The organism is Microbacterium sediminicola (genome assembly GCF_039531125.1).
Lineage (GTDB): Bacteria > Actinomycetota > Actinomycetes > Actinomycetales > Microbacteriaceae > Microbacterium > Microbacterium sediminicola.
In genome coordinates, this window is the sequence record NZ_BAAAPL010000002.1 from 93825 (window position 1) to 105805 (window position 11981).

The window sequence follows — 11981 nt, forward strand, 5'->3', positions numbered from 1 at the left end:
GCCGGTGCGGTACGCTTTTGAGCATATGCATTGCTGACACCGGACGACGAAGGCGCGTGCTCATATGTCACAGAATCGTAACTTTGACGCTCATCTGAGCGGAGCGGGAGACGATCGGGCGCTCCTGGCTGCCGTTGCGCGCGCCTTCTACCTTGACGATAAATCCCAGGTCGAGATCGCAAACGAGCTTGAGATCTCACGCTTCAAGGTCGCGCGGCTGCTCACACGAGCGCGCGATGAGGGGGTCGTGTCGATCACGATCAACGACCGAGGCCTGCCCGACACGGCGCTGGCCGCACGGCTTGGCGCCGCACTCGGTATCCGGTCATGCCACGTGGTGCGCTCACACGGCGACGAGGACGCGGTCCGTGAGCAGATCGGTGCGACCGCGGCAACACTCTTGAGCGACACGCTCGCGCCCGACGAAGTCCTGGGCGTCACGTGGGGACGCACGCTCCTTGCCACCACCAGCCAGCTCGTGCACGTCCCTCGCATCTCGATCGTTCAGCTCACGGGCGTGGTCGCCGGCGACATCAGCTCGTCGCCCATCGAGGTGGCACGACAGGTGTCACGTCGTTCCGGCGGTCGTGTGTACCCGATCTTCTCGCCGCTCTACGTCCAGGACAGAGAGACGGCCGTGGGCCTTCGCAGCCACCCCGATATCGGGGCAGCCATGGAGCTGTTCCCCAAAGTCACCACCGCGGTGCTGTCGGTCGGCGCGTGGGATCCGCCGGATAGCCAGATCAAGGATGTCCTCCCCATCGATGCGCTGGCGAACGCGATCGCGGGCGGGTGTGTCGCTGACATCGCCGGCATCCTGCTCAAGGAAGACGGGACACCGGTCGATCCGACGTTCGAAGAGCGGTGCGTGAACATCTCACTCGATCAGCTCAAGCGCATCCCCCGGGTGATCGCGGTTGCAGGTGGATCGGCCAAAGCAGACGCGATCCGCGCCGTGGCGCGAGGCGGACTCATCAGCGAGCTCGTCACCGACCACGCGTTGGCCGAGGCCGTCCTCACGGGCATGGATGCTTGAGGTCGCGGGCTCTCTCTGGTCGGTGCCCCCGGAGACCCAGCTCAGCGAGGCATCCCGGCTGGCGGCCGCCGGCATGCGACGTCTGCACTGGGACATGTCCGACGGCGCGTTCGCAGCGGCCGGGGGCTTCGGTCCCGATGACGCTCTCGCCATCAGTGAGGCCACGGGCTGCGCCGCAGAGGCGCACATCATGGCGACGACACCGCTCCGGGAGGTCGATGCCTGGGCGGAGTTCTGCGATCTGGTGATCGTCCACGTGGAAAGTGAGGGCTGGCGCGCGTGCATCGACCGGGTCACCGCACGCGGCAGTCGCCCGGGGCTCGCGATTTCTCCGCAGACGCCGATCGAGCAGGTCCCCCACCAGATCGCGACACTGTGCATGTCCATCACACCTGGGCAGGCGGGGAGCGCATTCGACCCGAGCACCCTGGCCCGCGTGGCGGCGCTTCGTGATCGCGACTCTGCGCGCCCCATCGGCATCGACGGCGGCATCCGCCGCGAGTTCGCGGAGGGCGCCGTCGATGCCGGTGCCACCTGGCTCGCGGTGGGTGGAGATCTGTTCGGGCCGGGGGGCGAGAGGCGCTGGAGCGACCTCCTACGTCGCACCTGACGTGGAATCACGCACGACCAGTCTGGGAGCATCGGCCACCGAGAGGGCATTCGCCGACGTCACGGGAACCGTGCCGCTGATCACCTCGCCAACGCAGCGCTGCGCCTCTCCTGCGATGTCGATGCGAACCGTCGTGAGCGCCGGGACGTAGTAGGCCGCATCCGGATTGTCGTCGAATCCGGTGACGCTGACATCCTCGGGCACGCGGATACCCTGCGCGCGCAGTCCGGCGATCAGCCCGAGAGCCATCTGGTCATTGGCTGCGGCGACAGCCGTCACCGCACCCGTCCGGACGGCGAGCGCGACCTGCGCAGCGACGTGCGCAGCGGATCGCGCCGACCAGTCGCCGCGCCAGAGGGCCGCCGAACGCAGGCGGTGTGCCTCGAGGCCGTGCGTGTGGCCGGTGGCACGCGCCGACTCCTCGAGCCAGTCTTCGGGCCCGGCGAGTCGGCCGATGCGGCGATGGCCGAGGTCGACGAGATGAGAGACGACGGTCGCTGCGGCATCGGCCTGCGCGTCCGCGCCCGATCCGGCGTGCATGGCCGCGAACGGGACACCGAGGTCGGCCGCCTCCAGCACCGGGAGCGTGCGCGCGTGCGCCGCGACGACGATGATCCCGTCGACGCCCTGGGCGAGCAGGTTCTGCGCGGCATCGGCCACGGCGAGCGGGTCTGAGGCATCTGCATGCGCGGTCGCGATCCAGCGCCCTCCGTCGCGCGCGGCCTGCTCCAGAGCCGCGATCGCCACCGCCGGGCCGTAGAGCTCGGCATCCGAGGCGATGACACCGATGGTGCGCGTGGATGCCGTCCCGAGCGTGCGCGCGGCGTTGTTCACGCGATAGTCGAGCTCGGCTATCGCCGCCAGTACCCTCTCCCGCGTTTCGACACGGATATTGGGGTGGTCATTGATCACCCGTGAGACGGTCTGCGTCGAGACGCCCGCCACCCGGGCGACGTCTCGCACCCCCGCCGGGCGCGGTGCTGTGGCATCCGTCATCGCGCCTCCCCTCCACGCTGGCCCCGGAGGCACAGCGTACTCGGCGTTGCCCCTCCCACCCCCTGCCGAAACCAGTGGCGAACTCAGCCCACGAGACGCTCCTGGTGCTCGACGAGGCGTGCGTACGCACCGGAAGCAGCCAGAAGCTCCTCGTGCGTGCCGGACTCGACGATGCGGCCCGCCTCGACGACGTGGATCGCGTCGGCGGACTTCACGGTCGAGATGCGGTGGGCGATCGTCAGCGTGGTCCTTCCCCGCGCCGCGTCGTCAAGGGCCTGCTGCACGACCCGCTCCGACACCGTGTCCAGCGCACTCGTCGCCTCGTCCAGCAGCAGCACCGGCGGGTTCTTCAGCAGTACGCGTGCGATCGCGATGCGCTGCTTCTCGCCGCCCGACAGCCGGTAGCCGCGCTCGCCGACGATCGTGTCGTAGCCGTCGGGGAAGGATTCGATGACGTGGTGGATATGCGCACCGCGACATGCATCCTCGAGCTCGTCCTGCGAAGCATCCGGACGCGCATACATCAGGTTCTCTCTGATCGAGGCGTGAAAGAGGTAGGTCTCCTGGGCGACGATTCCCACGTGGTCCAGCAGCGACGAGTGGCGGAGTCCGCGTACGTCCGCTCCTGCGAACAGCACCGCACCCGAGGTCGCCTCGTACAACCGCGGCGCGAGGTAGAGGATCGTCGTCTTTCCGGCACCGCTCGTTCCGACGAACGCGACGTGCTGACCCGGCTCGACCGCGAACGAGACATCGTGCAGCGTCGGGGTCTCCTTCGCTGCTCCGGGGTAGCTGAACGTGACATCGCGGAATTCCATGCGCCCGAGCGGCCCCGGTGCGTCGGCCACCTCGATCGCGTCGGGGGCATCGGTGATGGCCGGTACGAGGTCCAAGTACTCGAAGATGCGCGCGAACAGCGCCATGGAGGTCTGCACATCCAACGCCACGCGCATGAGGGCGGTGAGGGGGAAGAGCAGGCGGCCCTGGACGGCGGTGAACGCGACGATCGCGCCGGCGGTGATGTCGACCCCGCCGGTGATGAACAGGCCGGCGACGAGGTAGATCACCGCGGGAACGGCCGACATGATCACGCTGACGATGGCGAAGAATCCCTGACCGCTCATCGCGAGGCGCACCTGCAGGCGCACCTGCCGCGCGGTCTCCTCCGAGTATCGGCCGGTCTCGTACGCGCTGCGGTTGAACGAGGTGGTGAGCATAATGCCCGACACCGACAGTGACTCCTGGGTCATGGATGTCAGCACCGACAGCGACTCCTGCGCCTGCGCGGCCAGCCGTGCACGCACCTGACCGACACGGCGCTGCACGAACACGAGGATCGGCAGCATGAAGACCGCGACGATGGTCAGACGCCAGTCGATGAGGACCATGGCGATCAGAGATGCGATCACCGTGACCGTGTTGCCGAGGATCGTCGTGAGGGTGTTGGTCAGGACGTTCGCGACCCCTCCCACGTCGTTCTGCAGCCGCGACTGGATGACACCGGTCTTCGTCCGCGTGAAGAACGCGAGATCCATCGACTGCAGATGCTGGAACAGCCGCACGCGCAGATCGCCGGTCACCTGGTTGCCGACCGCGGAGGTGAGCCACGTCTGCAGGACGTTCAGTCCCGCCGCCACCACGAACAGGCCGATCATCAGCCCCACGAGCTGGAAGAGCAGCGGGATGTCGGGCGACCCACCCGGCGGGAAGAGTGCGTCGTCGAAGACCTGCTCGATCAGGAGCGCCGGGATGACGCCGATCGCGGCACTGGCGATCACCAGCACCGCCGTCACGGCCAGCCGCATCCGGTACGGCGCGAACAGTGCCAGCGTGCGCCGCCCCAGGTGCGGGATCACGGGCGCCTGCGCATTCTGCTCGCGCAGCGTGCGCTCGTCCGCGCCCCGGCTCAAGCCGCCGCCGAAGTTTCCGCGTCCCAGGCTCATCGCCACCTCCTGCGCCGCCGCGCGACATCGAGTCCGACGTGCACGCGATTATTTACATGCACTCTGACATTTATATGCCTGGTTGCATGTAAAGGTCAAGGTCCGCGGATGTCAGCCCGTGGTGGAGGTGCGCACGGCGAGCTCGGGCCGGTAGCGCACCCGGCGCTCGACCTGCACGTCGTCCGGGTCTCGCAGCAACATGTCGACGGCGGTGTAGCCCATCTGCCACGCGGGCTGGCGAACGGAGGTGAGTGGCACCACCGCGGCCGCGGCGAAATCGATGTCGTCGTAGCCGATGAGCGCGATGTCCTCGGGAACACGGACCGCGCCGGTCAGCGCGAAGGCCTGCAGGATGCCGACAGCGACCAGATCGTTGGCACAGAAGATCGCGTCGGGCCAGTCCTCGCGGGACCGCGCGGCGATCCGCTCGCCCGCCTCGCGACCCGAGAGCACCGAGAGCGCGGGCACGCCGACAACCTCCAGGCGCGCATCCGCGAAGCCTCTGACGGCGCGACGGGCACCTTCGAGGCGATCGGCGACCTGCCGGAGCGAGTCCGGCCCGCCGACGAAGGCGAGCGCACGACGTCCCAGCTCCAGAAGGTGCGCCGCGGCGAGGTGCCCGCCCTCGACGTCATCCACCGACACCGAGCCCAGCACCCCGTCGGGAGCATCCCGGTCGAGCAGGACCACGGGGACGCCCGCGGCCGCGAGACGGGCGTAGGCGGCACGGCCCTCGTCGACCGGGGTCACGAGGACTCCGTTGACGCGCTGTTCGCGAAAGAGATCGAGATAGCGCGACTCACGCTCCGTCGACTCATCGCTGCTCCCCATCAGAACAGACAGCCCCGCCTCCTGCGCGCGCGCCTCGGCACCACGCGCAACCTGCGCGAAGAACGGGTTGCCGATGTCGAGCACGATCAGCCCAACGCTGCGACTGCGGCCGGCGCGCAGCTGCCGGGCGGCGTCGTTGCGGACGAACCCGAGCTCATCGATCACGCGCTGGACCTTCTCGACCGTCGCGGGCGCGACCTTCTCGGGCTGGTTGAGGACATTGGAGACGGTGCCGACCGAGACTCCGGCCGCAGCCGCCACGTCTTTCACACCCACCGCCACACGATCACCTCACGCTCGACTCTATTCCGCACAGACACTGGCCTCGCTAGGCTCGACCTCATCGGCATCGGAGGCGCGCATGATCATCCTGTACGGCATCTTCTTCCTCTTCGGGTTCTACCTGTTCGGTCTGGCTTTCACTCTTGAGTCATGGAACGGGCCCGTGTTCGTCGCGGGCATCCTGAGCGTCTGCATCGCCTTCATCCTCATGGTCCACCGTCCCAGCACCGCAAGCTACATGGACAAGAACGGTCCGGCCTGACAGGGGCGAGTGCTCACAAGCTGGATGCCGCGAGCCGGCCGGCTTCTCGCAGATAGCGCGCCGGCTCGGCCAGCGCAGCCTCGGACGAGCCGGCGAGATCCGCCAGTGAAAAGGCCTCGGCAAAGGGCGAGACGTCGGCATCCGCCGAGATCCGGCCCGCGACGAGGATCGTCCGTGCCCCGCGCGCGGCGGCACGCGCAGCGACGTGCCCGGGGACCTTTCCGCGCGCCGATGACGCGTCGAAGGCGCCCTCCCCTGTGAGCACGACGGTGTCGGCATCCACGAGCTCGTCGAAGCCCGTCAACGATGCCACGGCCGCTGCCCCGGGCACGAGGCGCGCACCCCACGCCAGAAGTGCGAAGCCGACGCCGCCCGCCGCGCCGGCGCCGGGCGTCGAGGGATCCACACCGAACCGCTCGGCCCACGTCCCGAGCAGCCGGTCGGCCGCCGTGATCTCGCCGCCGCGAAGCCCCTTCTGAGGCCCGAAGACCGGGGCGGCTCCCGCGGGCCCGCAGAGCGGGTTGGTGACATCACAGAGCACCGTCGCACCGCCCGGAGGCAGCGCGCGCAGCGTCCCGACATCCACTCGGTCGACGTGTGCGAGCCCCGCCAGGCCGGGCGGAATCGGCCGCCCCGCGGCATCCTGCACTCGCGCTCCGAGCGCGGTCAGCACGCCCGCCCCGCCGTCCGTGGAGGCACTGGACCCGATCCCGAGGACCAACCTGTCGACACCGGCATCCATGGCGGCGGCGATCGCGGCGCCGAAACCGCCCGAGTCGGCATCCCACGGCCGGCGCGCGTCCCCGAGCAGTTCGATGCCCGACGTAGACGCCAGCTCGACCACGCCCGTGGTCCCGTCCCCATCCGCGATCCGCAACCAGCTCGCGCGGAGGGGTACCCCGTCGGGGCCGACGACATCGACGGGGATACGCGCGGCATCCGGGAACACGCGCGCCAGGCAGGCGAGTGTGCCCTCGCCGCCATCGGCCATCGGGAGCGACACCAGGTCGTCGTCCGGGCGCCGGGCGCTCCACCCGCCCTCGAGCGCGTCGACCGCGTCAGGCGCCGAGATCGACCCCTTGAAGCTGTCGAGCGCGACCACGACGCGGCGGTTCGCGGGATTCTGGGGCATGCTCGCGAGTGTACGGACGCGGCGCCCACGGTTGTGGAGTCCCCGACATTCGCGTACCATGTGTTGAAACGATTCAGTTTGACTCGATTCGAGATCAGTTCGGCGCCAGCTGGCGCTTCCCGTGAAAGCGACACCCATGACGACGTTGTCCCCCGACATCCTCACGACGCTCGAAGGTCAGGGCATCGAGCTGCCCTCGTGGGCCTTCGGTAACTCCGGCACCCGGTTCCGCGTCTTCGGAACCCCCGGCACACCCCGTGACCCCTACGAGAAGATTGCGGATGCCGCGCAGGTCAACCGCTACACGGCTCTGGCACCGAGCGTCGCCCTGCACATCCCCTGGGACAAGGTCGAGGACTACGCCGATCTGCGTCGCCACGCCGAATCTCTCGGGGTCGCACTCGGCACCGTGAACTCCAATACGTTCCAGGACGAGGACTACAAGTTCGGCGCCCTCACCCACCACGATGACCGCATCCGCCAGAAGGCGATCGATCACCACTTCGAGTGCATCGACATCATGCACGAGACCGGATCGCGCGACCTCAAGATCTGGCTCGCCGAGGGGTCGAACTACCCCGGCCAGAACGACATGCGGGCACGCCAGGACCGCCTGAACGACTCGCTGCGGCAGATCTACGCCCGCCTCGGCGACGAGCAGCGACTCGTGCTCGAGTACAAGTTCTTCGAGCCGTCGTTCTACCACACCGATGTGCCTGACTGGGGGACCTCGTACGCCCAGGTCGCCTCGCTCGGCGACAAGGCGATGGTGTGCCTGGACACCGGCCATCACGCCCCCGGCACGAACATCGAATTCATCGTCATGCAGCTGCTGCGGCTCGGAAAGCTCGGCTCGTTCGACTTCAACTCACGCTTCTACGCCGACGACGACCTCATCGTGGGCGCCGCCGACCCGTTCCAGCTGTTCCGGATCCTCTTCGAGGTCATCCGCGGCGGCGGCCTGAACAACCCCGACGTGGCCTTCATGCTCGATCAGTGCCACAACATCGAAGACAAGATCCCCGGCCAGATCCGCTCGGTGCTGAACGTTCAGGAGATGACGGCGCGAGCCCTGCTCGTCGACCGCGCCGCGCTGGATGCCGCGCAGAGCGCCAACGATGTGCTGGCAGCCAACGCAGTGTTCATGGATGCCTTCTACACCGACGTGCGCCCGGCGCTGGCCGAATGGCGCCTCTCGCGCGGACTCCCGGCCGACCCGATGGCGGCATACGCAGCATCCGGCTACCAGCAGCAGATCGCCGCGGACCGCGTCGGCGGCGCCCAGGCCGGCTGGGGCGCCTGACCTCGCCGAAGGTGCACTTCCACGCGAGGGGCCACGACACGCCGCTGCGCCCGACTCGGAGACGGCGTGTTGCGACCCCTCGCGCATGACATCACAGACGTACACCCCCACAGACCAAGGACATCGAACATGACGAACCCGACCGTGACAGAGCTCATCACGCGCTCGAACCGCCTGGGAGCCGACCCGAAGAACACGAACTACGCCGGCGGCAACACGTCGGCCAAGGGCACCGCGACCGACCCGGTCACGGGCGAGCCCGTCGAGCTCATGTGGGTCAAGGGCTCAGGCGGCGATCTCGGCACGCTGCAGGAGAAGGGCCTGGCGGTGCTGCGGCTGGACCGCATGCGGGCCCTCGTGGATGTCTATCCCGGCCTCGACCGCGAGGACGAGATGGTCGCGGCCTTCGACTACTGCCTGCACGGCAAGGGCGGCGCCGCCCCCTCGATCGACACCGCGATGCACGGTCTCGTGGATGCCGCGCACGTCGACCATCTGCACCCGGACTCGGGTATCGCCATCGCGACCGCCGCGGACGGCGAGGAGCTGACCGCGAAGATCTTCGGCGAGAAGGTGGTCTGGGTTCCCTGGCGTCGCCCCGGCTTCCAGCTGGGTCTGGACATCGCCGCCATCAAGGCCGAAAACCCGCAGGCAATCGGCACGATTCTGGGTGGTCACGGCATCACCGCCTGGGGCAACACGTCCGATGAGGCCGAGGCGAACTCGCTGTGGATCATCGAGACCGCCGCCGCCTACATCGCCGAGCACGGCGCGGCCGATCCGTTCGGCGCCGTGCGCCCCGGATTCGACGCGCTGCCCGAGGCGGAGCGCCGCACGAAGGCCGCGGCGCTGGCCGCAACGATCCGAGGGCTCGCCTCGACCGACAAGCCAATGGTCGGACACTTCACCGACAGTGCCGCGGTGCTCGACTTCCTCGCATCCGAGAAGGCGCCCGCGCTCGCCGAGCTGGGCACGAGCTGCCCCGATCACTTCCTGCGCACCAAGGTCAAGCCGATGCTGCTGGATCTGCCTGCGGATGCCACCGTCGAGGACTCGATCGCCCGGCTCAAGGAGCTGCACGAGGCCTACCGCGCCGACTACCAGGCGTACTACGACGCCCACGCGACCGCGGACTCGCCCGCGATCCGAGGCGCCGACCCGCTCATCGTTCTGGTCCCCGGCGTCGGCATGTTCTCGTACGGCGCGAACAAGCAGACGGCCCGCGTGGCCGGCGAGTTCTACGTGAACGCGATCAATGTCATGCGCGGCGCCGAGTCGCTTTCGACCTACGCTCCGATCTCGGATGCCGAGAAGTTCCGGATCGAATACTGGGCGCTCGAAGAGGCAAAGCTCCAGCGGATGCCCAGGCCCAAGACCCACCAGGGCCGCATCGCGTTCGTGACGGGCGCGGCATCCGGCATCGGCAAGGCCATCGCGACGCGACTGGCCGCCGAGGGCGCGTGTGTCGTTGTCGCCGACCTCGACCTCGAGAAGGCGCAGGCCGTGGCGGCCGAACTCGGCTCGACGGATGTCGCGATCGGCGTCGCCGCCAACGTCGCCGACGCGGACGGAGTCCAGGCGGCCATCGATGCGACCCTCCTCGCCTTCGGCGGCATCGACCTGGTGGTCAACAACGCCGGGCTCTCCCTGTCCAAGCCGCTGCTGGAGACCACGGAGAAGGACTGGGACCTGCAGCACGATGTCATGGCCAAGGGCTCGTTCCTGGTGTCGAAGGCCGCCGCGAAGGCGCTCATCGACCAGGGCATGGGCGGGGATGTCATCTACATCTCGTCGAAGAACTCGGTCTTCGCCGGGCCCAACAACATCGCATACTCGGCGACGAAGGCCGACCAAGCACACCAGGTCCGCCTGCTGGCCGTCGAGCTCGGCGAGCACGGCGTACGCGTGAACGGCATCAACCCCGACGGCGTCGTCCGCGGCTCGGGCATCTTCGCCGCCGGCTGGGGCGCCAACCGTGCCGCGACCTACGGGGTCAACGAAGAGGATCTCGGCCAGTTCTACGCGAACCGCACGATCCTCAAGCGCGAGGTCGTCCCCGAGAACGTCGCCGACGCGGTGTACGTCCTCACCGGGCCGGAGCTCTCCCGCACCACCGGCCTGCACATTCCCGTCGACTCGGGCGTCGCCGCCGCGTTCCTGCGATGAGCACCTCGGGCGCTGTCGCCGCCATCGACCTCGGGGCGACGAGCGGTCGCGTGTTCGTCGGTCGAGTCGGTTCCGACACGCTGACCGCCGAGCAGGTCGCCCGATTCCCCAACATCCCGGTGCATGTCGCGGACGGCATGCACTGGGATGTGCTCAGCCTCTACGGCGCGGCCTCCGAGGGCCTGCGCACGGCGTTCCACACCGGCGAGGACATCCGCTCGATCGGCATCGACTCGTGGGCGGTGGACTACGCGCTGCTGCGCGATGGGCGGATGCTCGGGAACCCATTCCACTATCGGGATGCTCGCACCGCGCGCGGTGTCGAGGCGGTGCACGCGGTGCGCTCGCACGCGGAGCTGTTCGCGCGCAACGGCCTGCAGTTCCTGCCGTTCAACACGCTCTACCAGTTCGCCGCCGAGGCGCCGGATGTCCTGGGCTTCGCAGACACGGCCCTCCTCATCCCCGACCTCATCGCGTTCTGGCTCACCGGGCAGACCCGCACCGAGCTGACGAACGCGTCGACCACGGGTCTCGTGCGGGCCGGCGCGGTCGAGTGGGATGCCGCCCTCCTCGATGCGCTGGGGCTCCCGCGCGGCATCCTCAGCCCGCTGATCGCACCAGGCGAGCGCATCGGTACGCTGCTGCCCGCTGTCGCCGAGCGCAGCGGAGCGCCCGCAGGAATCCCCGTCACCGCCGTAGGATCGCACGACACCGCTTCGGCCGTGGTCGCGGTGCCGATGCAGGCCGACTCGGCCGTCTACATCTCGTGCGGCACCTGGGGGCTGGTCGGCGTCGAAGTCGAGCGCCCGGTGCTCACGCCCGAGGCCCTTGCCGCGAACTTCACGAACGAAGGCGGTGTGGACGGCCGGGTACGTCTGCTGCACAACGTCATGGGCCTGTGGGTGCTCTCGGAGGCCGTGCGCCAGTGGGAGCGCGAGGGACACCAGGTCGACCTTCCCACCCTGCTCGACTCAGCTGCCGAGGTCACCACTGCGGTCCCCGTGTTCGATGTGAACGATCCACGATTCGCGCCTCCCGGCGACATGCCGGCGCGCATCGCCGAGTGGTGCGCCGAGCACGCTCAGCCCGCCCCGCGCACGCGCGCCGAGTACACCCGCAGCATCGTGGAGTCCCTGGCGCAGGCCTTTGCCGATGCCGCGCATACCGCGGCCTCGCTCGGCGATGTGGATGCCAAGACGATCCACATCGTGGGGGGCGGGGCACTGAACGAGCTGCTGTGCCAGCGCACGGCCGACCGCGCCGGAATGACAGTTCTGGCCGGTCCGGTGGAAGCCACAGCGCTCGGCAACATCCTTGTGCAAGCCCGGGCGGTGGGCGTGGTCGACGGGTCTCTCGAGTCGTTGCGCGACCTCGTCGCACGCACCCACGCGCCGCGCCGCTACTCGCCGCGCGCGTGACG

Annotated in this window: 10 protein-coding genes; 6 read left to right on the forward strand and 4 right to left on the reverse strand. The window is 68.9% G+C overall.

Going from position 1 to position 11981, the window contains the following annotated elements:
* The first annotated feature begins 64 nt into the window (after positions 1–64).
* Both ABD206_RS08965 and ABD206_RS08970 read left to right on the forward strand, forming a co-directional pair.
* Positions 65–1036, forward strand: coding sequence for a sugar-binding transcriptional regulator (locus ABD206_RS08965; protein WP_344071675.1), 972 nt, complete (start codon positions 65–67; stop codon positions 1034–1036).
* Positions 1029–1646 (forward strand): hypothetical protein, encoded by a 618-nt coding sequence (locus ABD206_RS08970; RefSeq protein ID WP_344071677.1) that lies wholly within the window; start codon positions 1029–1031, stop codon positions 1644–1646. Before ABD206_RS08965 ends, ABD206_RS08970 begins: the two co-directional genes overlap by 8 nt.
* On the opposite strand, the gene ABD206_RS08975 is transcribed toward ABD206_RS08970, so the two are convergent.
* The 3 genes from ABD206_RS08975 to ABD206_RS08985 form a co-directional block, all read right to left on the reverse strand.
* Positions 1632–2642: a LacI family DNA-binding transcriptional regulator gene (locus ABD206_RS08975; protein WP_344071679.1), complete on the reverse strand. Its 1011-nt coding sequence runs from the start codon at positions 2640–2642 to the stop codon at positions 1632–1634. The two genes, ABD206_RS08970 and ABD206_RS08975, sit on opposite strands and share 15 nt — an antisense overlap.
* 83 nt (positions 2643–2725) lie before the next feature.
* Positions 2726–4585, reverse strand: a complete 1860-nt coding sequence (locus ABD206_RS08980) for an ABC transporter ATP-binding protein (RefSeq protein WP_344071681.1) — start codon at positions 4583–4585, stop codon at positions 2726–2728.
* 111 nt (positions 4586–4696) lie between these two features.
* Positions 4697–5698 (reverse strand): LacI family DNA-binding transcriptional regulator, encoded by a 1002-nt coding sequence (locus ABD206_RS08985; RefSeq protein ID WP_344071682.1) that lies wholly within the window; start codon positions 5696–5698, stop codon positions 4697–4699.
* A gap of 79 nt (positions 5699–5777) precedes the next feature.
* Here ABD206_RS08985 and ABD206_RS08990 point away from each other — a divergent pair, with 79 nt between their 5' ends.
* Positions 5778–5960 carry a hypothetical protein gene (locus tag ABD206_RS08990; protein WP_344071686.1) on the forward strand — a complete coding sequence of 61 codons (183 nt, stop codon included), beginning with the start codon at positions 5778–5780 and terminating at the stop codon, positions 5958–5960.
* A 13-nt stretch (positions 5961–5973) separates the two neighbouring features.
* On the opposite strand, the gene ABD206_RS08995 is transcribed toward ABD206_RS08990, so the two are convergent.
* On the reverse strand, positions 5974–7092 hold the full coding sequence (locus ABD206_RS08995; protein WP_344071688.1) for a glycerate kinase: 1119 nt from the start codon (positions 7090–7092) through the stop codon (positions 5974–5976).
* Between the two features lie 136 nt (positions 7093–7228).
* On the opposite strand from ABD206_RS08995, the gene rhaI reads away from it, so the two are divergent.
* The 3 genes from rhaI (at position 7229) to ABD206_RS09010 (ending at position 11979) form a co-directional block, all read left to right on the forward strand.
* Entirely contained in the window at positions 7229–8395 is a 1167-nt protein-coding gene (gene rhaI / locus ABD206_RS09000; protein WP_344071690.1) for an L-rhamnose isomerase, read from the forward strand.
* Positions 8396–8524: 129 nt separating this feature from the next.
* Positions 8525–10561, forward strand: a complete 2037-nt coding sequence (locus ABD206_RS09005) for a bifunctional aldolase/short-chain dehydrogenase (protein ID WP_344071692.1) — start codon at positions 8525–8527, stop codon at positions 10559–10561.
* On the forward strand, positions 10558–11979 hold the full coding sequence (locus tag ABD206_RS09010; protein ID WP_344071694.1) for a rhamnulokinase: 1422 nt from the start codon (positions 10558–10560) through the stop codon (positions 11977–11979). The genes ABD206_RS09005 and ABD206_RS09010 overlap by 4 nt, the downstream gene beginning before the upstream one ends.
* Positions 11980–11981 lie beyond the last annotated feature (2 nt).

Bases quoted from the DNA above. Each gene is read 5' to 3' on its own strand.
- ABD206_RS08965 (WP_344071675.1), top strand. From the start codon at position 65: ATGTCACAGAATCGTAACTTTGACGCTCATCTGAGCGGAGCGGGAGAC.
- ABD206_RS08995 (WP_344071688.1), bottom strand. From the start codon at position 7,092: ATGCCCCAGAATCCCGCGAACCGCCGCGTCGTGGTCGCGCTCGACAGC.
- ABD206_RS08975 (WP_344071679.1), bottom strand. From the start codon at position 2,642: ATGACGGATGCCACAGCACCGCGCCCGGCGGGGGTGCGAGACGTCGCC.
- ABD206_RS08980 (WP_344071681.1), bottom strand. From the start codon at position 4,585: ATGAGCCTGGGACGCGGAAACTTCGGCGGCGGCTTGAGCCGGGGCGCG.
- ABD206_RS09005 (WP_344071692.1), top strand. From the start codon at position 8,525: ATGACGAACCCGACCGTGACAGAGCTCATCACGCGCTCGAACCGCCTG.
- ABD206_RS09010 (WP_344071694.1), top strand. From the start codon at position 10,558: ATGAGCACCTCGGGCGCTGTCGCCGCCATCGACCTCGGGGCGACGAGC.
- rhaI (WP_344071690.1), top strand. From the start codon at position 7,229: ATGACGACGTTGTCCCCCGACATCCTCACGACGCTCGAAGGTCAGGGC.
- ABD206_RS08990 (WP_344071686.1), top strand. From the start codon at position 5,778: ATGATCATCCTGTACGGCATCTTCTTCCTCTTCGGGTTCTACCTGTTC.
- ABD206_RS08970 (WP_344071677.1), top strand. From the start codon at position 1,029: ATGCTTGAGGTCGCGGGCTCTCTCTGGTCGGTGCCCCCGGAGACCCAG.